This window comes from Actinoplanes sp. URMC 104 (assembly GCF_051386375.1).
In the GTDB taxonomy this organism is placed as follows: domain Bacteria; phylum Actinomycetota; class Actinomycetes; order Mycobacteriales; family Micromonosporaceae; genus Actinoplanes.
Genome location: NZ_JBPQTO010000007.1, coordinates 94,981 through 114,945 on the forward strand (window position 1 = coordinate 94,981; position 19,965 = coordinate 114,945).

At 73.5% G+C, this 19,965-nt stretch carries 20 protein-coding genes; 8 read left to right on the forward strand and 12 right to left on the reverse strand.

The genetic code is table 11. From position 1 onward, the window contains the following. Window positions 1–31: 31 nt before the first annotated feature. On the forward strand, window positions 32–631 hold the full coding sequence (locus ACSNN8_RS22155; protein ID WP_436651180.1) for a class I SAM-dependent methyltransferase: 600 nt from the start codon (window positions 32–34) through the stop codon (window positions 629–631). Window positions 632–639: 8 nt separating this feature from the next. Here the strand turns inward: ACSNN8_RS22155 and paaE are convergent, their stop codons facing one another. The 9 genes from paaE to paaN form a co-directional block, all read right to left on the reverse strand. Continuing rightward, entirely contained in the window at window positions 640–1,689 is a 1,050-nt protein-coding gene (gene paaE / locus ACSNN8_RS22160) for a 1,2-phenylacetyl-CoA epoxidase subunit PaaE (RefSeq protein WP_436651181.1), read from the reverse strand. A 1-nt stretch (window position 1,690) separates the two neighbouring features. Then, complete coding sequence (paaD, locus tag ACSNN8_RS22165; protein ID WP_436651182.1) at window positions 1,691–2,194, reverse strand: 1,2-phenylacetyl-CoA epoxidase subunit PaaD; 504 nt, start codon at window positions 2,192–2,194, stop codon at window positions 1,691–1,693. Next, entirely contained in the window at window positions 2,188–2,919 is a 732-nt protein-coding gene (paaC, locus tag ACSNN8_RS22170; protein ID WP_436651968.1) for a 1,2-phenylacetyl-CoA epoxidase subunit PaaC, read from the reverse strand. Before paaC ends, paaD begins: the two co-directional genes overlap by 7 nt. Before the next feature lie 157 nt (window positions 2,920–3,076). Continuing rightward, window positions 3,077–3,370: a 1,2-phenylacetyl-CoA epoxidase subunit PaaB gene (paaB, locus tag ACSNN8_RS22175; protein WP_436651183.1), complete on the reverse strand. Its 294-nt coding sequence runs from the start codon at window positions 3,368–3,370 to the stop codon at window positions 3,077–3,079. Then, on the reverse strand, window positions 3,367–4,290 hold the full coding sequence (gene paaA, locus ACSNN8_RS22180) for a 1,2-phenylacetyl-CoA epoxidase subunit PaaA (protein WP_436651184.1): 924 nt from the start codon (window positions 4,288–4,290) through the stop codon (window positions 3,367–3,369). Before paaA ends, paaB begins: the two co-directional genes overlap by 4 nt. Continuing rightward, the gene (locus ACSNN8_RS22185) at window positions 4,287–5,138 is read right to left on the reverse strand and encodes a 3-hydroxyacyl-CoA dehydrogenase family protein (RefSeq protein WP_436651185.1); all 852 of its coding nucleotides are present in this window, start codon (window positions 5,136–5,138) and stop codon (window positions 4,287–4,289) included. The genes paaA and ACSNN8_RS22185 overlap by 4 nt, the downstream gene beginning before the upstream one ends. A 17-nt stretch (window positions 5,139–5,155) precedes the next feature. After that, window positions 5,156–5,884, reverse strand: coding sequence for an enoyl-CoA hydratase/isomerase family protein (locus tag ACSNN8_RS22190; RefSeq protein WP_436651186.1), 729 nt, complete (start codon window positions 5,882–5,884; stop codon window positions 5,156–5,158). A gap of 121 nt (window positions 5,885–6,005) precedes the next feature. After that, on the reverse strand, window positions 6,006–7,208 hold the full coding sequence (locus ACSNN8_RS22195; protein WP_436651187.1) for a thiolase family protein: 1,203 nt from the start codon (window positions 7,206–7,208) through the stop codon (window positions 6,006–6,008). Between the two features lie 16 nt (window positions 7,209–7,224). Further along, the gene (gene paaN / locus ACSNN8_RS22200; protein ID WP_436651188.1) at window positions 7,225–8,895 is read right to left on the reverse strand and encodes a phenylacetic acid degradation protein PaaN; all 1,671 of its coding nucleotides are present in this window, start codon (window positions 8,893–8,895) and stop codon (window positions 7,225–7,227) included. 79 nt (window positions 8,896–8,974) lie between these two features. Here paaN and ACSNN8_RS22205 point away from each other — a divergent pair, with 79 nt between their 5' ends. From ACSNN8_RS22205 to ACSNN8_RS22215, 3 genes are all read left to right on the forward strand, one after another. Then, complete coding sequence (locus ACSNN8_RS22205) at window positions 8,975–9,574, forward strand: TetR/AcrR family transcriptional regulator (RefSeq protein WP_436651189.1); 600 nt, start codon at window positions 8,975–8,977, stop codon at window positions 9,572–9,574. A gap of 130 nt (window positions 9,575–9,704) precedes the next feature. Further along, a complete protein-coding gene (locus tag ACSNN8_RS22210) occupies window positions 9,705–10,913 on the forward strand; it encodes a glycoside hydrolase family 3 N-terminal domain-containing protein (protein ID WP_436651190.1) in 1,209 nt (402 codons plus the stop codon). A 119-nt stretch (window positions 10,914–11,032) separates the two neighbouring features. Continuing rightward, window positions 11,033–11,731, forward strand: coding sequence for a hypothetical protein (locus ACSNN8_RS22215; RefSeq protein ID WP_436651191.1), 699 nt, complete (start codon window positions 11,033–11,035; stop codon window positions 11,729–11,731). Between the two features lie 7 nt (window positions 11,732–11,738). On the opposite strand, the gene ileS is transcribed toward ACSNN8_RS22215, so the two are convergent. Together ileS and ACSNN8_RS22225 are read right to left on the reverse strand one after the other, a co-directional pair. Next, window positions 11,739–14,855, reverse strand: a complete 3,117-nt coding sequence (gene ileS, locus ACSNN8_RS22220) for an isoleucine--tRNA ligase (RefSeq protein WP_436651192.1) — start codon at window positions 14,853–14,855, stop codon at window positions 11,739–11,741. A 22-nt stretch (window positions 14,856–14,877) separates the two neighbouring features. Beyond that, window positions 14,878–15,915 carry a LacI family DNA-binding transcriptional regulator gene (locus ACSNN8_RS22225; RefSeq protein WP_436651193.1) on the reverse strand — a complete coding sequence of 346 codons (1,038 nt, stop codon included), beginning with the start codon at window positions 15,913–15,915 and terminating at the stop codon, window positions 14,878–14,880. Window positions 15,916–16,015: 100 nt separating this feature from the next. Between ACSNN8_RS22225 and ACSNN8_RS22230 the strand changes: the two genes are divergently transcribed. Together ACSNN8_RS22230 and ACSNN8_RS22235 are read left to right on the forward strand one after the other, a co-directional pair. Continuing rightward, entirely contained in the window at window positions 16,016–17,176 is a 1,161-nt protein-coding gene (locus ACSNN8_RS22230) for a Gfo/Idh/MocA family protein (protein WP_436651194.1), read from the forward strand. Window positions 17,177–17,187: 11 nt separating this feature from the next. After that, complete coding sequence (locus ACSNN8_RS22235) at window positions 17,188–18,192, forward strand: sugar phosphate isomerase/epimerase family protein (RefSeq protein WP_436651195.1); 1,005 nt, start codon at window positions 17,188–17,190, stop codon at window positions 18,190–18,192. Window positions 18,193–18,308: 116 nt separating this feature from the next. Here ACSNN8_RS22235 and ACSNN8_RS22240 read toward each other — a convergent pair whose 3' ends face one another. Then, window positions 18,309–18,776, reverse strand: a complete 468-nt coding sequence (locus ACSNN8_RS22240; protein WP_436651196.1) for a hypothetical protein — start codon at window positions 18,774–18,776, stop codon at window positions 18,309–18,311. A 273-nt stretch (window positions 18,777–19,049) separates the two neighbouring features. Between ACSNN8_RS22240 and ACSNN8_RS22245 the strand changes: the two genes are divergently transcribed. Both ACSNN8_RS22245 and ACSNN8_RS22250 read left to right on the forward strand, forming a co-directional pair. Then, window positions 19,050–19,367, forward strand: coding sequence for an ArsR/SmtB family transcription factor (locus ACSNN8_RS22245; RefSeq protein WP_436651197.1), 318 nt, complete (start codon window positions 19,050–19,052; stop codon window positions 19,365–19,367). Continuing rightward, entirely contained in the window at window positions 19,364–19,840 is a 477-nt protein-coding gene (locus tag ACSNN8_RS22250) for an SRPBCC family protein (protein ID WP_436651198.1), read from the forward strand. The genes ACSNN8_RS22245 and ACSNN8_RS22250 overlap by 4 nt, the downstream gene beginning before the upstream one ends. Window positions 19,841–19,965 lie beyond the last annotated feature (125 nt).

The window sequence follows — 19,965 nt, forward strand, 5'->3', positions numbered from 1 at the left end:
AAAGATCCATACCGCCGGTAGCGTGCGGCGGATGGAGGCCTTCGATCACCTCGCCGAGCAGTACCAGGGCGAGCACAGCCACAACCCCTTCCAGACCGCGCTCGTCGAGCGGATCGCCGCGCTGCTGCCGGCCGGCGCCGCGGTGCTCGACCTGGGCTGCGGCACGGGTGTGCCAACCGCCCAGCTGCTGACCGAGGCGGATCACCGGGTCGTGGGCGTGGACATCTCCGAGGGGATGTTGCGACTGGCCCGCGAGCAGGTGCCGGCGGCGGAGTTCGTGCACGCCGACGTCAAGGAGCTGCCCGACGACTTCGGCACCTTCGGCGCGGTGACCGCGTTCTTCTCGCTGCTGATGCTGAGCAGGGCCGACATCGAGCGCACCCTCAAGAAGACGTACGGCTGGCTCGAGCCCGGCGGGCACCTCGGCATCGGCATGGTCGACTTCGACGGCGACAGCGTGCCGGTCGAGTTCCTGGGCGTACCGGTGACCGTTTCGGGCTATCCGGAGCCGGAGCTGGCCGCGGTGCTCGAGGCGCACGGCTTCACCGTGGTCAGCATCGAGACGGTCACCTTCGCCCCGGCCGGCGGCCCCGAGGAGCGCCAGATCTTCGCGCTCGCGCGCAAGCCGTAGCCGTCGCCTCAGTCGTCGAAGCTCACCGTCACCGTGGGCGACGCGGGCGTCGACTGGCAGGTCAGCACGAACCCGGCGGCCACCTCGGCCGGTTCGAGGGCGAAGTTGCGCCGCATGGTCACCTCGCCCTCGACCACCCGGGCCCGGCACGTGCCGCAGACCCCGCCCTTGCAGGCGAACGGCAGGTCGGGCCGGGTGCGCTGGGCGCCGTCGAGCACGGTCTCGGACGCCGGCACGGTGATCGTCGTGGCCCGGCCGTCGAGCAGCACGGTCACCTCGCTGCCCTCCTGCGCGAGAGCCTCCGCGCGTACGGGCTCCGGCGGCGCCTCGTCGACCCAGAACAGCTCGCGGTGGATCCGCTCGGGCGCGACCCCGGCCTCGGCGAGCACCTCGGTGGCGTCGACGACCATCCCGTACGGTCCGCACAGCCACCAGTGGTCGACCGCCGGCACGTCGATCAGCACCGGCAGCAGCGCGCGCAGCTTCGGCCCGTCGAGCCGGCCGCTGAGCAGGTCCACCTCGCGGGCCTCGCGCGACAGCAGGTGCACCAGCTCCAGCCGGGACGGGTGCCGGTCCTTGAGGTCGGCGAGCTCCTCGGCGAACATCACCGTGTCGGCGCGCCGGTTGCCGTACAGGACGGCGACCTGGGCCTTGGGGTTGGGCAGGAGCGAGGCCGCGATCGAGAGCACCGGCGTGATCCCCGAGCCGGCCGCGATCATCACGTGCCGCCCGCCCGCCTCGAGGTCGGGCGTGAAGGTGCCCGACGGCGGCGCGACCTCGACCGCGTCGCCCACCCGGACGTCGTGCACGAGCCAGCCGGAGACCAGCCCGCCGGGCACCTCGCGGACGCCGATGCGCGGCCGGGCGCCGGCGGGAGCACAGATCGAGTACGACCGCCGCTCGTCCCGCTCGTCGCCGGGGCGCCGTACGGTCAGCGACTGCCCCGGCCGGAACGCGTAGACGTCCGCCAGGTCGCCGGGCACCTCGAAGGTCACCGCCACCGCGTCGGAGCAGAGCCGCTCGACCTCGGCGACCCGCAGCGCGTGGAAGTCGCGCACGTCAGATCTCCTTCACGTGTTCGAAGGGCTCCCGGCAGGCCGGGCAGCGCCGCAGCTCCCGGCAGGCGGTCGCGCCGAACGCGGCGAGCCGCTCGGTGTGCTCCTCGCCGCAGCGCGGGCACGCGACCCGTTCCTCGCGGACGCCCAGCACCAGCGGCACCGGGCCGCCCGCGCGGCGCGGCGCCGGCCCGGGCGGAGCGATCCCCGCGGCGGCAAGCTTGGCGCGGCCCGACTCGGTGATCCAGTCGGTGGTCCAGGGCGGGGCGAGCAGCGTCCGCACGCTGACGCGCTCGTAGCCCGCCGCGCGCAACCTCCGGCGCAGGTCGGCGCCGATCGCCTCCATGGCCGGGCACCCCGAGTAGGTCGGCGTGATCGTCACCTCGACGCCGTCCGCGGTCTCCCGCACCTCCCGCAGGATGCCCAGGTCCGCCAGCGTGAGAAACGGCAGCTCGGGATCGGTGACGGCGGAGGCCACCTCGGCCGCGCCCGCCGCCGGGGTCACCACGCACCGCCCGGCGTGGCGCGGGCCAGGCCCTGCAGCTCGTCGAGGATCACGCGCAGCTCGTCGCCGTGCACGCCGTCGCGGCCTCGGCCCGGAACACCGGCGGACGTGCCGGGCGAGGGCCGGCGCAGCGTCGCCACCTCCAGGACCTCGGCGAGGACCGCGTCGAACTCCGCGCGCAGCGACGCGGGATCGACCGCGATGCCGGCGGCGGCCAGCCGCTGCTCGACCTCGTGCGGCACGAACAGCTCGTCCAGCAACGGCCACACCTCGTCGACGGCGGCCTGCATGCGCCGGTGGGAGAGCTCGGTGCCGTCGCCGAGGCGCACGGTCCAGCCGGCCGCGTACTCCCGGTGGTAGGTGACCTCCTTGACGCCCTTCGCGCCGATCGCCGCGAGCACCGGGTCGCGGGTCGCCGACAGCCGCTCGAGCAGCGCCAGCCGCCAGGTCGCGAAGACCAGCAGCCGCGCGACGAGGTGGGCGAAGTCGGCGTCGGCGCGCTCGGCCAGCCGTACGTTGCGGAACTCCTCCGGCCCGCGCAGATAGGCCAGGTCGTCCTCGCCGCGTCCGGCGCCCTCGGCCTCCCCCGCCCGGGTCAGCAGCAGCCGGGCCTGACCGAGCAGGTCGAGCGCGATGTTCGCGATCGCCATCTCGTCCTCGAGCTCGGGCGCGCGGGTCACCCACTGCTGCAGCCGGTGCGACAGGATCAGCGCGTCGTCGCCGAGCATCAGGCAGTACGCGGCCAGATCGGCCGGCTCCGCGCCGTCGGGCAGCTCGGTGGGCACCCCGGCGAGCGGGTCGGCGAACCCCGTCCCGTACGCCCAGCGCGCGTCGTCGTCGTGGTCGGTGAGGGCCTGGTAGGCGTCGTCGAAGGACATCGCGGCCTCAGATGTGCGGGACAGAGTCGGGAATGGCGTAGTACGTCGGGTGCCGGTACACCTTGTCGCCGCTGGGCCCGAAGAACGCGTCCTTCTCCTCGGGGCCGGAGGCGACCACGTCGTCGGAGCGCACCACCCAGATGCTGACGCCCTCGTTGCGGCGGGTGTAGAGGTCACGCGCGTGGTGCAGGGCCATCTCGGGGTCGGCGGCGCGCAACGATCCGACGTGCACGTGGTTGAGGCCGCGCTTGGCCCGCACGAACACCTCGAACAGCGGCCACTCGTGCCGGACCTCGCTCATACGAGCACCTCCCGCCTCTTGGCCGCGTGCGCCGCGGCCGCCTCCCGTACCCAGGCGCCTTCCTCGTCGGCGCGGCGCCGGTGACCGATCCGTTCGGCGTTCATCGGCCCGTCGCCCGAGATCACGCGCTTGAGCTCCGACCAGTCGACCTCGCCGAAGTCGTGGTGCCCGCGCTCGGGGTTCCACCGCAGGTCCGGGTCGGGCAGCGTGACGCCGAGCGCCTCGGCCTGCGGCACGCTCATGTCGACGAACCGCTGCCGCAGCTCGTCGTTGGTGTGGCGCTTGATCTTCCAGGCCATCGACTGCGCCGTGTTCGGCGACTCCGCGTCGGGCGGGCCGAACATCATCAGCGACGGCCACCACCACCGGTTCACCGCGTCCTGCACCATGTCGCGCTGCGCCTGGGTGCCGCGCATCATCGTCATCAGCAGCTCGTAGCCCTGCCGCTGGTGGAACGACTCCTCCTTGCAGATGCGGATCATCGCCCGGGCGTACGGCCCGTACGAGCTGCGGCAGAGCGGCACCTGGTTGCAGATCGCGGCGCCGTCGACGAGCCAGCCGATCACCCCGACGTCGGCGAACGTGAGCGTCGGATAGTTGAAGATCGACGAGTACTTCTGGCGGCCGTCGATGAGCCGGCGGGTCAGGTCGCCCCGGTCGGCGCCGAGCGTCTCGGCCGCGGAGTAGAGGTAGAGCCCGTGCCCGGCCTCGTCCTGCACCTTGGCCAGCAGGATCGCCTTGCGGCGCAGCGTGGGCGCGCGGGTGATCCAGGCGCCCTCCGGCTGCATGCCGATGATCTCGGAGTGGGCGTGCTGGGCGATCTGCCGGATCATCGTCTTCCGGTAGCCGTCGGGCATCCAGTCGCGCGGCTCGACGCGCTGGTCCCTCTCGATGGTCGCGGTGAAAACCTCTTCGCTCATGACGCCTCCCAGGGAAAGAAGCCCTGCCCGGTCTTGCGGCCCAGCTCGCCGCGGGCCACCTTGTCGCGCAGCAGCCGCGGCGGGGCGAACCGCTCGCCCAGCTCACGGTGCAGGTGCTCGGCGATCGCCAGCCGCACGTCGAGCCCGACCAGGTCGGTGGAGCGCAGCGGGCCCATCGGATGGCGGTAACCCAGCTCCATCGCGCGGTCGATGGACGCCGCGTCGGCGACGCCCTCCTCGAGCATCCGGATCGCCTCGAGGCCGAGCAGCACGCCGAGCCGGCTGGTGGCGAACCCGGGCGAGTCGCGGACGACGACCTCGGTCTTGCCCAGCCCGGCGACCCACGACCGGGCCGCCTCCCGCGCCTGGTCGCCGGTCTGCGGGCCGGTCACGATCTCGACGAGCTTGCTGGCCGGTACGGGGTTGAAGAAGTGCATGCCGAGGAACCGCTCGGGGTCCGCCAGCCCGTCGGCGAGCCCCGCGATCGACAGCGAGCTGGTGTTGCTGGCCAGCACCGCCTGGTCGCCGACCGTCCGCTCGGCGGCGGCCAGCACGCGCACCTTGAGCGCCGCGTCCTCGGGCACCGCCTCGACCACCAGATCGGTGGCGGCGCTCAGCCCGCTCACGTCGTCGACGAGGTGCAGCCGCAAGAGCACCGCGTCGGAGGACTCCGCGAGCAGGCCCTTGCCGGCCGCGCGCAGCAGCCCCATCGCCACCCGGTCACGGGCTGCCGCCGCGGCCGCCGGGTCGCGCTCCACGAGGCTGACCGCCGAGCCGGCCACGGCGAAGACCTGCGCGATGCCGGCCCCCATGCGGCCGCCGCCGATCACGGCGACCACCTTCGGCACGGCAGGCTGCGGCGCGCTCACGACCGGCCGCCGGCCAGGAACGCGTCCATCCGTACGCGCTTCTCCTCGGACTCGAAGAGGATCGCCTGCGCGAGGTCGTCGGTCAGCGGGTGCCCGCCGCCGTCGGCGACCAGCTTGGTCAGCCGCAGCGCCAGCGCCCCCGACCGGCCCATCCGGTCGAGCAGCCCGTGCGCCCGCTTGAGCAACTCCCCGGCCGGCACGACCTCGGCGACCAGCCCGAAGCGCAGCGCGTCGTCGGCGTCGAGGCGCCGCCCGGCGAGCAGCACCTGCTTGGCGACCGAGGCGCCGACCAGCTCGCGCAGCCGCCAGCAGGCGCCGGCCGCCGCGAGGATGCCCAGCCCGGGCTCGGGGTTGCCGAACACCGCGGCCGGCGAGGCGAGGCGCACGTCGCACGCGTACGCCAGCTCGGCCCCGCCGCCCAGCGCATAGCCGTCGACGGCGGCGACCGTCGGCAGCGGCAGCCGCGCGATCCGGTCGAACAGCCGGCTGTTGATCCCCTGCAGCGCCTGCTCGCGACCGCGCTCACGCAGCTCGCCGATGTCGGCGCCCGCGGCGAACGTGCCGCCGTCGCCGGTGAGCAGCAGCAGCCGGGGTCGCGCCTCGAGGGCCGCGCACACGTCGTGCAGCTCGGCGACCATGGCCGCGTTGATGGCGTTGCGCGCCTCGGGCCGGCGCAACGTCACCACGACCCGGTCGTCGAGCTCCTCGACCGCGATCGTGCTCATCGCCGCCCCGCCGCGTCCCGCGGCCCGCCCACGCCGGCCACCCGCCCGGTGGTCACCGCTCCGCGCCGGCCGCTCACAGCCGCTCCACCAGCATCGCGAAGCCCTGACCCGCGCCGGCCGCTCACGGACGCTCCACCAGCATCGCGACGCCCTGGCCCACGCCTACACACAGCGTGGCGAGCGCGCGGCGGGCGTTCTCGCGTTCCATCCGGCCGAGCAGCGTCACGGTCAGGCGCGCGCCCGAGCAGCCCAGCGGGTGCCCCAGGGCAATCGCGCCGCCGTCGGCGTTGACGCGCTCCTCGTCCAGCTTGAGCCGCCGGATCACCGCGAGCGACTGCACGGCGAACGCCTCGTTCAGCTCGACGGCGTCGAGGTCGCTCGCGTCCCAGCCGGCGCGGGCCAGCGCCTTCTCCGTCGCGGGCACCGGGCCGAGCCCCATGATCTGCGGCGGCACGCCGGCGCTCGCGGCCGTCACGATGCGGGCGCGCGGCGTCAGCCCGTACCGCTCGACCGCCTCGGCACTGGCGACGACCAGCGCGGCGGCGCCGTCGCTCAGCGGGGACGACGACGCGGCCGTGACCACGCCACCGTCGCGGAACACCGGCTTGAGCTTGCCCAGCTTCTCGAGCGTGGACCCGCGGCGCGGGATCTCGTCGGCGGTGACGTCGCCGACCGGCACGATCTCGCCGTCGAACCGGCCCGCGTCGATGGCCGCGATCGCGCGCTCGTGGCTGCGCAGCGCGAAGGCGTCGCTCTCGGCGCGGGTGATGCCGTCGAGCGCGGCGACCTCCTCGGCCGTCTCGCCCATGCTGAGCGTGATCCGCCTGTCCTCCGGGCCGGTGCCGGCCTGCTTGTCGTGCGCCTTGAACGCCGGGTTGGTGAACCGCCAGCCCAGCGACGTGTCCACGACCTCGCCGGGCCGCGCCCACGGGGTGCCCGGCTTCTGCATCACCCAGGGCGCGCGGGTCATCGACTCGACGCCGCCCGCGACGATCAGGTCGGCCTCGCCCGCGCGGATCTGGTTGGCCGCCGAGACGATCGCCGTGAGCCCGCTCGCGCACAGCCGGTTGACCGTGTAGCCGGGGACGGTGTCGGGCAGGCCCGCGAGCAGCACGGACATGCGGGCGACGTTGCGGTTGTCCTCGCCGGCCTGGTTGGCGGCGCCGAGCACCACCTCGTCGATCGCCTCGGCGGGCACGCCGGCGCGGGCGACGGCCTCGCGCACGACCAGCCCGGCGAGGTCGTCGGGGCGGGAGCCGGCGAGCGCGCCGCCGTACTTGCCCTGCGGAGTGCGGACGCCGCCGACGAGGTAGGCCTCGGCCATGAAAGGGTCTCCCTGCTCAGACGTGGTGACGGGACTGGATCGTGAAGAACCGGCCGGCGACGAACCAGTCGTCGGTCAGCGAGGCGGTGGCCGCCGGGTTGGCGCCGGTGCCGTGCAGGTCGCTGAACGCGGCGGTCTGGTTGACGAAGACGCCGCCCGTGAGGTTCTCGGCGAGGTGCACGCCGGCGTCGAGAGCCGCCTCGCGCGCCGCGGCCAGCACCTCGGGGCTCGTGGAGTGCACCAGCGCCGTGAGCGCGCCGTGTGCCCGTACGGTCTCGACCAGCACCCGCAGGCTGTGCTCGGTGGACTCGGTGGCGATGACGAACGAGACCGGCCCGAACCACTCCCGGGTGTACGCCTTCTCGTCGGCCGCGTCGAGCCGGATGACGACCGGGGTGCGGATCGTGGCGCCGGGGTTCTGCTCGTCGGCGACCTCGGCGCTCGGGTGGATCACCGTGGACGCGGTGCCCGCCTCGGTCAGCCGGGCCAGCACGCCGTCGTTGACGATCGCGCCCAGCGTGCCCGCCGCGCGGGCCGGGTCGCCGAGCAGCTTGTCGAGCGCCGCGGACAGGTCGGCGCCGAACTCGTCGACGCTGCGGTGGCCCGCGTCGGTCTCGATGCCGGTCTGCGGCACCAGGATGTTCTGCGGGGTGGTGCACATCTGGCCGCTGTAGAGCGACAGCGAGAAGGCCAGGTTGCGCAGCAGGCCCTTGTAGTCGTCGGTGGAGTCCACGACGACCGTGTTGAGGCCCGCCTTCTCGGTGTAGACGACGGCCTGGCGGGCGTTGGCCTCGAGCCAGTTGCCGAACTCGCTGGACCCGGTGAAGTCGACGATCCGTACGTCGGGGTGGGTGGCGAGGGTGGCGGCGATGCCGTCGCCGCGTTCCTCGACGGCGAGCGTGACCAGGTCGGGGTTCTGGCCGGCCTCGGCGAGCACCTCGCGGCAGATCTGCACGGTGATCGCGAGCGGCAGGACGGCGCCCGGGTGCGGCTTGACGATCACGGGGTTGCCGGTGACGAGGCTCGCGAACAGGCCGGGGTACGAGTTCCAGGTGGGGAACGTGTTGCAGCCGATCACCAGGCCGACGCCGCGGCCGACGACCGTGCTGGTCTTGCTCAGGCGCAACGGGTCGCCGCCGCGCTGCGGCTTGCTCCACTCGGCGGTGCCGGGCATGCGGGTGGTGGCGGCCAGCGCGTACGCCACCGCCTCGAGCGCCCTGTCCTGCGCGTGCGGGCCGCCGGCCTGGAACGCCATGACGAACGCCTGGCCGGTGGTGTGTTGCACCGCGTGCGCCAGCTCGAACGAGCGGGCGTTGATCCGCTTGAGGATCTCGGCGGCCACACCGGCGCGACCCTGCGGGCCGACGGCGCGCCAGGCCGGGGTGGCGGCGCGGGCGGCGGCGATCAGCGCGAGCGGGTCGGCCTTGGGGTAGCTGATGCCCAGCTCGAGGCCCCAGGGTGAGCGCTCGGTGCTGACGCTGCCGGTGGCGCCGGGCGCCTCGATCGGGAAGGGCTTGCCGAGCAGGGCCCGGAACGCGCGCTCGCCCTCGGGCGCCGCCTGCTCGCCGTAGACCGACTTGCTCGGTGACTCGGGGAAGGCCGACCAGTAGTCGCGCACGGTGGTCGCGCGGACAGCCTGGTCGAGCAGCTCGGAATGCCTGTCGTACAACTCAGCCGGGGTGGTCATCGGCGCTGCGCTCCCTTGCGCTCGGATACCATCATTATCTACCGTCCGTTCGGTCGGTAATCAAGACCTGGGAGGCACAATGGCACCCGCTCAGGAGCCTCGCCGGCGCGGTCGCCCCGGGCACGACCTGGACGCGGTGCTCGCCGCCGCGGTGCGGCTGTTCAACGAGAACGGCTACGACTACACCAGCATGTACGACATTGCGGTCGCGCTCGGCATCACCAAGTCGAGCGTCTATCACCACATCAGCGGCAAGGAGCAGTTGCTGCAGATGGCGATGGATCGGGCGCTCGACGGGCTGTTCGAGGCGGCCGACGAGGTACGCGATCTCGACGTGCCGGCGCGCGAGCGGCTCGCGCAGCTGATCCGGCGCAGCGTGCTCGTGCTGGCCGAGCGGTTCGAGTACGTGACGGTGCTGCTGCGCGTGCGCGGCAACACCGAGGCCGAGCAGCACGCGCTGGCGCGGCGGCGCGAGTTCGACGGCCTGGTCACCGAGCTGGTCAAGCAGGCCCAGGCCGAGGGTGGCGTACGCCCCGACGTCGACCCGCGCACCGCGGCGCGCCTGCTCCTGGGCATGGTCAACTCGCTGACCGAGTGGTACCGCCCCCGCCCCGGCGGCGCCGAGGCCATCGCCGACGCCGTCACCGCGCTCGCCTTCGAGGGCCTCCGCGCCCGCTGACCCCCGTCCAGCTCCTCGCCCTTGCCTCCGGGCCGTTCGCGGCGTCGCCTTCACAAGATCTCCGCGGACCGCACCCGATCGGAGCACGCCCGGCTGCGTCGTCCGTCCGGATTGGCTAGCGTGAGCGCCGATGAGACGAAGCCTGGCCGCCGCCGCGGTCGCCGCGCTGCTGACGGCCGGCGCCTGCAGCTCCTCCCCCGAGGCTGCCCCGCCGTCCGCCGTACCGGAATCCTCCCCGGCTCCGGCTTCCCCGGCTCTGCCTTCCTCGACGGCCCTGTCCTCCGCACCGACCTCCTCGGCGCCCGCCCCCGACTGCGTGACCACCACCCTGGACGGCCTCGACCTGCCCGGGCGCGTCGGCCAGCTGCTCATGATCGGCGTCCCGGTGAACGCGCCCAGCGGCGTCGGCGACACCCTGCGCCGCTACCAGGTGGGCGGCCTGTTCCTGCGCGGCCGCAGCACCCACCGCGCCGCCGGGATCAAGGCCGACGTCGCCGCCCTGCAGAAGCGCGCGGAGCTGCCCATGCTGGTCGCGCTCGACCAGGAGGGCGGCAGCGTCCAGACCCTCAAGGGCCCCGACTTCCCGCGGCTGCCGTCCGCGTTCCGCCTCGGCGCCGGCCCGGAAACGACCCTGCGGGACACCACCCGCGAGAGCGCCCGCCGCCTGGCCGCCATCGGCGTGAACCTCAACCTCGCGCCGGTCGCGGACACCGTCCCGGCGAGCCTCGGCACCCGCAACCCGCCCATCGGCGCGTTCCGCCGCCAGTACGGCTCCGACCCGGCGAAGGTGGCCGCCGCCATCCGAACCGTCGTCCCCGCCTCGCAGGACGAGGGGGTGCTCACCGTCCTCAAGCACTTCCCCGGCCTGGGCCGCGTGCGGGTCAACACCGACGTCTCCACCGGCGCCACCGACGACACGGCCACCGTGGACGACCCGTACCTGACCCCGTTCCGGGCCGGCATCCGGGCCGGAACGGCCAGCGTGATGATCTCGTCGGCGAGCTATCCCCGCCTCGACCCCGACGCGATCGCCGCCTTCTCGAAGCCCGTGGTCACCGGTCTGCTCCGCGAGAGGCTCGGCTTCCGCGGCCTGGTGGTCTCGGACGACCTGGGCGCCGCGCGTGCGGTCACCGGCTGGTCACCCGCCCAGCGAGCCGTACGCTTCGTCGCCGCCGGCGGCGACCTGGTGCTCACGATCGTGCCGTCGGACGCCGCGCCCATGGCCGGCGCCCTCATCGCCCGGGCCGGCAAGGACCAGGCGTTCCGCGCCCGCGTCGACGACGCCGCCCGCCACGTCCTGCAGGCCAAGCAGCGCGCGGGCATTCTCGGCTGCGCCTAGACCCCTATGATCGATGCCGTGATCGCCGACGCGCCCTACCTGCCGCCCTCCTAGGTGCGGCCGCCTTCCCGACGTCGCCTTGGTGGCGGCGCGGGCGGCCCGCCGTCAGGACGGCAGACATGAGCAAGACCGACCGCACCCGCCCCGGCTGGGTGACCGAGTACTTCACCGGCGTCCTCACCCACGACCACCGACACGGCCATTGCCACGTCGAGACCCTGGCCGACGCCCGCCCCAGCGCCCCTTCCCCCGACACCCGTCGCGGCGGCCCGTCCCCCGACGCCCACCGTGGCAGCCCGTCGCCCGACGCCCACCGCGACAGCCCGTCGCCCGACGCTCGTCGCGGCGGCCCCTCCTCCGGCGCCGACCGCAGCGATTCCTCGCCCGACGCAGACCGCAGCGGCCCCTCCTCCGACGCGCACCGCGGCGACCCCTCCCCTGACGTCCACCGCAGCGAATCCTCGCCCGACGCGCACTGCAGCGCCCCTTCCGCCGACGCCCACCGCGGCGGCCCTTTCTCCGGCGCCCACCCTTCCCCCGCCGGCCCTTCCGTGGGCGCGGGCCGTCGTCGGCGGCCGCCCTGCCGTCACCGGCTCCGCGGCGGCTACGTTTTCGCGGCCAAGGTCTACGGCGACCGCATGACGCCCGGCTTCGAGCACACGATCTATCACACGCCCATGCGCCGCACCGCCCGCGACGTGCTCCACCGCGCCCGGGGCGAGTACAACGCCGGCCACCGGCCCGGCGACGACGACCTCGAGGACCGCTGGGAACCTCCTCTCCTGCCCGCGAACAACGCAGTCTGGCTGGCCTGGTGACCGTGGCTCACACCCGGCGCAGCCAGAACGTGAGGCCGATCGACTCGTCGGTGAACTCGCGTGGCTCGGGCCAGCCGGGATCGCCGGCGGCGTAGGACGTGGCGAGGACCTCGTCGGCGACCAGCGGGCCGTGCTCGGTCAGCGCCAGCGCGGTCTCGTCGTCGCCCGCGCGGTAACGCAGCTCGATGCGGTCGGAGACCTCGAGGCCGCTGGCCTTGCGCGCCTCCTGGATCTGGCGGACGGCGTCGCGGGCGATGCCCGCGCGGCGCAGCTCCGGCGTCAGCGACAGGTCGAGGGCCACCGTGGCGCCCGCGTCGGAGGCCACGGCCCAGCCCGCCCGCGGGGTCTCGGTGATGACGACCTCGTCGGGCGTGAGTGTGATCGCCTCGCCGTCGACCTCGACGGTGGCCGTGCCGGCGGTGCGCAGCGCGGCGCTCAGCTCGGCGGCGTCCGCCGCCGCGATCGACCGGGCCACGGCCTGCACCCTCTTGCCGAACCGGCGGCCCAGCGTACGGAAGTTGGCCTTCGCCGTGGTGTCCACGAAGGAGCCCGCCACCCGGGCGACCTCGCCGACGTTGAGCTCGGCGGCGATCTCGGCGAGCAGGCCCGCGGGCAGGTCGCCGAAGCCGGGCGCCGACGCGAGCGCGCGGGACAGCGGCTGGCGCACCTTCATGCCGGACTCGGCGCGCGCGGCCCGGCCCAGCTCGACCAGCCGCCGCACCAGCGCCATCTGCGCCGACAGCGCCGGGTCGACCAGCGACGCGTCCGGTTCGGGGAACGCAGCGAGGTGCACCGACTCGGCTGCCTCCGGGTCGACCGCGACGACGAGGTCGGTCCACACGCGCTCGGTGACGAACGGGGTCAGCGGCGCCATCAGCAGCGTCACCGCGCGCAGCGCCTCGTGCAGCGTGGCGAGCGCGGCCGGCTCGCCGCGCCAGAAGCGGCGGCGGCTGCGGCGCACGTACCAGTTCGAGAGGTCGTCGACGAACGCGGCGAGCAGCCGGCCGGCCTCCTGCGTGTCGAACGCCGCGTACGCCTCGTCGACCTTGCGGATCAGGTCGTTGAGCTCGGAGAGCACCCAGCGGTCGAGCAGCGGGCGCTCGGCGGGCGCCGGATCGGCCGCGGACGGGGCCCAGCCGGCGGCACGGCCGTAGAGCGCCTGGAAGGCGACCGTGTTCCAGTACGTCAGCAGGGTCTTGCGCACGACCTCCTGCAGCGTGGTGTGGCCGACGCGGCGCGCGGACCAGGGGGAGCCGACGCAGGCCATGAACCACCGGACCGCGTCGGCGCCGTGCGCGTCCATCAGCGGGATCGGCTCGAGGATGTTGCCCAGGTGCTTGGACATCTTGCGGCCGTCCTCGGCGAGGATGTGGCCGAGGCAGACGACGGTCTCGTAGGACGAGCGGTCGAACACCAGCGTGCTCACGGCCATCAGCGTGTAGAACCAGCCGCGGGTCTGGTCGATCGCCTCGGAGATGAACTGCGCGGGAAAACGACGCTCGAACAGCTCCTTGTTGCGGTAGGGGTAGCCGAACTGGGCGAACGGCATGGAGCCCGAGTCGTACCAGGCGTCGATGACCTCGGGGACACGGGTGGCGGTGGCCGCGCACTGCGGGCAGGCGAAGGTCACCTCGTCGATGAACGGCCGGTGCGGGTCGAGCCCGGACAGGTCGCGGCCGGCCAGCTCGCCCAGCTCGGCGAGCGAGCCGATGCAGGTCAGGTGGCCGTCGGCGCACCGCCAGATCGGCAGCGGCGTGCCCCAGTAACGGTTGCGCGACAGCGCCCAGTCGACGTTGTTGGTCAGCCAGTCGCCGTACCGGCCGCGTTTGACCGTCTCGGGTTGCCACGTGGTCTTCTCGTTCTCGCGCAGCAGTTCGTCGCGGACGGCCGTGGTCCGTACGTACCAGGACGGCTGGGCGTAGTAGATCAGCGCGGTGTGGCAGCGCCAGCAGTGCGGATATTGGTGCTCGTAGGGCTCGAGGCGGAACAGCAGACCGGTGCGGCTCAGCTCCTCGACGAGCGGCTCGTTGGCCGTACGGAAGAACTGGCCGCCCACCAGCGGCACGTCGGCGGAGAACGTGCCGTCGCGCAGGATCGGGTTGACCATCGGCAGGCCGTAGGCCCGGCAGCTGGCCAGGTCGTCGGCGCCGAACGCGGGTGACTGGTGCACCAGGCCCGTGCCGCTGTCGGTCGTCACGTAGCCGGCCAGGATGACGATGTGCGCGTCGGGCACCTCGACCAGGTCGAACGGCGGCCGGTAGGCCCAGCGCTCCATTTCCTTGCCGGTGAACGTCTCGCCGGTGGCGGTCCAGCCCTCGCCGAGCACCTGCGCAGCCAGCGGCTCGGCGAGCACCAGGTGCTCGGCGCCGTCGGTGACCACCACATAGGTGACCGACGGATGGACCGCGACGGCCGTGTTCGACACCAGCGTCCAGGGCGTGGTGGTCCAGACCAGCAGCGAGGCCCGGCCGGCGAGCGGCCCGGAGGTCAGCGGGAAACGGACGTAGACCGCCGGGTCGACGTCGGTCTCGTAGCCCTGGGCGAGCTCGTGGTCGGAGAGCGTGGTCTGGTCGCGCGGGCACCACGGGGCGACGCGGAAGTCCTCCACCAGCAGGCCGCGGTCGAAGATCTGCCGCAGCGACCACCAGACCGACTCGATGTAACCAGGGTCCATCGTGCGGTAGGCGTCGGCCATGTCGACCCAGTAGCCCATGCGCTCGGTGAGCTCGGCGAACGCGTCGGTGTGCCGGGTGACCGACGCGCGGCACCGGGCGTTGAACTCGGCGATGCCGTACGCCTCGATGTCCTGCTTGCCGCTGAAGCCGAGCTCCTTCTCCACCGCGAGCTCGACGGGCAGGCCGTGGCAGTCCCAGCCGGCCTTGCGAGCGACGTGGTAGCCCTTCATGGTGCGGTAGCGCGGAAAGACGTCCTTGAAGACGCGGGCCTCGATGTGGTGGGCGCCGGGCATGCCGTTCGCCGTCGGCGGCCCCTCGTAGAAGACCCACTCGGGGCGGCCCGCGGACTGCTCGAGGCTGCGCGCGAAGATCTGCCTCGCCTGCCAGAACCGCAGGACGTCGTGGTCGAGCGCGGGCAGATCGACCTGCGCGGGCACCTGGCGATACACGGCTTTCCTCCCGGATGCGGCTCTAGCTGGGCAACGACGTTACCGGCGGAGCATGCCCGGGGGGTACGACATTTCCCGGCGCGGCGGTGCTGCCACGGATCACCAGGCGGGGCACGAGCACCATCTCGCTCGCCGTCGTGCGGCCGCCGTCGAGGCGCGAGACCGCGGCCAGCACCGCGTTGTGCGCCTGGGCCGGGGCGTCCTGGTTCACCGAGGTGAGGTCGATGTGGGCGAGGTGGGCCAGCGTGCTGTCGTCGTAGCCGACCACGGAGACCTGGCCCGGCACGTCGACGCCGGCGCGGACGAACGCGTCCATCAGGCCCACGGCGAGGCGGTCGTTGGAGGCCACGACCGCGGTGGGGCGCCGCGGGTCGGCGGCCAGCAGCCGGCCCGCGCGGATGCCACCCTGCTCGGTGTGGTCGCCGGGCAGCACCTGCGCGGGCAGGCCGGCCCGGCGCATCGCCCGGCGGTAGCCGCGACGCCGGGCAGCCGCCACCGCGCCGCGACCGCCGTCGAGGAACGCGATGCGCGTGTGCCCGAGCGCGATCAGGTGGTCGAGGGCAGCGTCGACCCCCACGTCGTCGGCGGGGCGCACCACGTCGACCCCGGCGCCGCGCGACATCCGGCCGACCACCACGCAGGGCACCCGGGCGGCGAGCCGGCCCAGCTCGTCGTCGGAGGCGTCGGGCCCGAGCAGGATCAGCGCCTCGCAGCGAAAGTCGAGCAGCGTCTCGACGGCGCGTGCCTCGTCGCGGTCGCGGGTGAGCGTGGACAGCACCAGCTCGTAACCCGCCCGGTCGGCCGCGACGTGGATCTCCTCGGCCAGCTCGGCGTGGAACGGGTTGCGCACGTCGAGCAGCACGCCCAGCAGGTGGCGCCGGCGACGCGCGAGCAGGCTGGCCGTGCGGTCGGCGCGATAGCCCAGCTCGGCGGCGGCCGCCAGCACGCGCTCGCGGGTCTCGGCGCTCGGACCGGGCGCGCCGCGCAGCACGAGCGAGACCGAGGCGGGCGAGACGCCGACGCGTTCGGCCACGTCGGACAGTCGCGGTCGCTGATCCACTTTTCACTCCCCGTGCAGGCCTTGACACCGTGCGAGATCAACATCGATATTACAGGGGCCTTAAAGCGCTTTAAACGCCATCCCCCTCAGGAGGTGCCGGATGCCCACCGGAGTCGCAGTCATCGGCGCGGGCATGGTCGGCCGCGCCCACGCCAACGCCTACCGTCAGGCCGCCACCGTGTTCGGCCTCGACCGGCCCGCTCCCCGTCTCGTCGCGATCGCCGACCTGCACGAGCCCTTCGCCGCCGACGCGGCGGCCCGCTACGGCTACGAGCGCGCCGAGACAGACTGGCGCGCGGTCGTCGAGGCGCCCGACGTCGACGCGGTGAGCGTCGCGGTCGCCAACAGCCTGCACCGCGAGGTGACCGAGGCCGCGCTCGCCGCCGGCAAGCACGTGCTCTGCGAGAAACCGCTGGCGCCCGGCGTGGCCGACGGCGAGGCGATGGTGGCCGCGGCCGCCGCCGCTGCGGGACAGGTCGGCGCGGTCGGCTTCACGTTCCGCCGCTCCCCCGCCCTCAACGCCATCAAGCAGCAGGTGGAGCAGACCCTCGGCCCGGTGCGCCACTTCGTCGGCAACTACTGGTGCGACTACGGCTTCGACCCCCTGCGCCCGATGAGCTGGCGCTACCAGGGCGGCCCGGGCTCGGGCGTGCTGGCCGACATCGGCAGCCACCTGACCGACCTGGCCGAGTTCTTCTGCGGCCCGACCACGGGCGTGCAGGGCACGACGATGGCCACGCTGGTGACCGAGCGGCCCAGGCCGCTGGGTGTCGCGGTCGGTCACGCCGGGGGCGTACGGGTGAGTGACGAGCTCGTCCCCGTCGAGAACGAGGACGTCTGCACGTTCACCACCAACTACGCGAGCGGGGCGGTCGGCACGTTCTCGCTGTCGCGCGTCGCCTTCGGGCACGCCAACACGCTGCGGGTCGACCTGTTCTGCGAGAACGGCAGCGCCTCGTTCGACATGACCCGCCCCGCCGAGTTCGGCATCGTCGACGCGAGCGCCGAGCCCGCGGTCAACGGCGCACGCACCGTCCACATCGGCCCCTGGCACCCCTACGTGGCCGGCGGCCTGCCGATGGACTTCCCCACGGTCGGCCACGGCCAGAACGACTTCTTCGTCTACCAGGCACGCGCGTTCCTCGACCAGATCGCCGGCGCGAAAGGCCTGCCGCCGTGCCCCGACCTCGCCCACGGCCTGCACAACCTGCGCGTCCTCGAGGCGGTCGTGTCCGCCACCGACAAGCCCGCCCAGCTCTGAAGGAGACCACCATGCGCCTCGGTGCCTACACCGCGTGCCTGCACGACCGCTCCCTCGACGACACCCTCAAGATCCTCGGCGAGCTGGGGCTCACCAGCGCCGAGATCAACACCGGCGGCTTCGTCGCCGCGCCGCACATCCCGATCGACGAACTGCTCGCCAGCGCGGCCGCCCGCGAGGAGTACCTCGGCCGCTACACCCAGGCGGGCATCACGCTGACCGGCCTCAACTGCAACGGCAACCCGCTCAACCCCGACCCGCAGGTCGGCCCCCGGCACGCCGACGACCTGCGGCGCAGCATCGAGCTGGCGGCGCTGCTCGGCGTGCGGCGCGTGGTGACCATGTCGGGGCTTCCCGGCGGCCACCCCGGCGCGACGGCGGCCAACTGGGTGGTGAACCCCTGGGACAGCCAGTACCTCGACATCCTCGACTACCAGTGGCAGGAGGTGGCCGTCCCGTTCTGGCGCGACATCCAGGCGCGGGCCGCCGACGCCGACGTCAAGGTGTGCATCGAGATGCACCCGCACAACCTCGTGTTCAACCCGCCCACGCTGCTGCGGCTGATCGAGCAGACCGGCGCCACCCACGTCGGCGCCGAGATGGACCCGAGCCATCTGTTCTGGCAGGGCATGGACCCCGTGGCCGCCACCGAGTACCTGGGCGATCGGGTGTTCCACGCCGCGGCCAAGGACACGCGCATCAACGACGCGAACGTGCGCCGCTTCGGGGTGCTGGACGACCGCTTCGCGCGCACGCCCGCCGACCGCAACCCGCTCAACCTCGGCGGCCGCAACACGCTCAACCAATGGCCCACCGAGCCGTCGTGGCAGTTCGTCGCCGTGGGCCGCGGGCACAGTGTCGACGACTTCTGGGTGCCGTTCCTCCAGGCGCTGCACGCCATCGACCCCGACATGGCCGTCAACATCGAGCACGAGGACACCGAACTGGACCAGATCGAGGGTCTCCGCCTGGCCGCCGACAACCTGATCGCCGCCGCCGACAAGGCGGGCGTCTGACAACCGAGCCGATCAGCCCACGGCGGCATGGGCGGGGCGTCGAGCTGATCAGCCCAGGGCCGCGCGGGCGGTGTCGGGCCGGTCAGCCCGGGGCCGCGCGGGCGGTGCCGGGCCGGTCAGCCCAGGGCGGCGCGGGCGGTGTCGAGGAAGGTGAGGTGCGGCTGCTCGATCACGTCGGCGACGGTCCGGCCCTCGGGGAGCCCCTCCCACACCGCGCCGTTGAGGACGAGGAAGTAGGCGCGGGCGGCGTCGTGGACGGCGACCGGGAACAGGACCCGGATCATGCGTTCCTCGACCCAGAAGCGGTGCATGACAGCCTGCGTTGGGGCGTGCCACTCGTCGCCCTCCTGCCAGTGCGGCGGGCGGGCGAAGGCACACCGTTCCGCGTCGGCGGCGACGGTGATGAAGCGCTCGAGCAACGCCAGCCGCTCCGCCCGCCGCGCCTCCGTCATGGCCGTTTCCTGCTTGCTCTGCTCGATGCGCGCGGCCGTTCGCTGGGTGGTGCGCTGCACCAGATACGAGAGCCCACCACCCAGGGCGACCCCGCCGAGCGAGGTCAGCGCCGTCCATGTCTCCGCAGCCATGCACGGCATGGTGCCGACCGCCGGCCCGCCTGTCGATCCGCCGCACTTCCACCAGCAGCGATGCCGCCGACGGCGCGGGCCGGGGCGACGCGCAGCATGCACGGCTGAGGAGCACCGGCCGGGAGCACGAGCGTCGACGACCGGCACGGCGGCGAGCTGGTCGTCCAGGGTGTTAGCGGCAGGGACACGGGCACGGCGGTTGTGACGGCCGGCGTGGATTTGCCTCCGCCGAAGTGGTTGACTCGCGGTTCGGTAAGCCGTAACTTACCGTTCGTGGCTACTTACCAAGGGGCCGACGGGTGGGAGATCCTGGGGGATCCGAGCCGGCGGGCCATCGTGCAGTGCCTGGCCGAACGGCCACGGGCCGTGGGCGAGCTGGCGGACGAGCTGCCGATCAGCCGGCCGGCGGTGTCGCAGCACCTGCGGGTGCTCAAGGACGCCGGGCTCGTCGAGGACGAGGCGTCCGGCACGAGGCGGGTCTACCGGCTCAACCCCGCGGGTGTCTCCGCGCTCCGCGACCAGCTCGACATGTTCTGGAAGCGGACACTGCAGGGCTTTTCCGAGATCGTCGAGGACGAGGAGAGATCATGACCGAGGCAACGACCGAGGTGGTTCTGCGACAGGTCGTCGTGCGGGCGCCGCTGGAGCGGGCGTTCGAGGTGTTCACGACGCGGTTCGCGGACATCAAGCCGAGGGATCACAACATCATGAGTTCGCCGATCGCCGAGACCGTGTTCGAGCGGCGGGTGGGCGGGCGCATCTACGACCGCGCGGAGGACGGCAGCGAGTGCGCCTGGGCGCGGGTGCTGGCCTACGAGCCGCCCGACCGGGTGGTGTTCAGCTGGGACATCGGCGTTCAGTGGCAGATCGAGGCGGACCTCGACAACAACACCAGCGAGGTGGAGGTGCGGTTCGTGGCGGAGGCGCCGGACCGGACGCGGGTGGAGCTCGAGCACCGCAACCTCGACCGGCACGGCCCGGGCTGGGAGTCGCTGCGCGACGGCGTCGCCAACGACCAGGGCTGGCCGCTCTACCTGGCACGCTACGCCGCCCTGATCGACTGACACCCGCCAAGGCGTCCGACGGAAGGGGGCCGCCGCGGGAAGGGGGCCGCCGCGAGAAGGGGGCCGCCGCGAGAAGGGGGCCGCCGCGAGAAGGGGGCCGCCGCGGAAAGGGGGCCGCCGCGGGA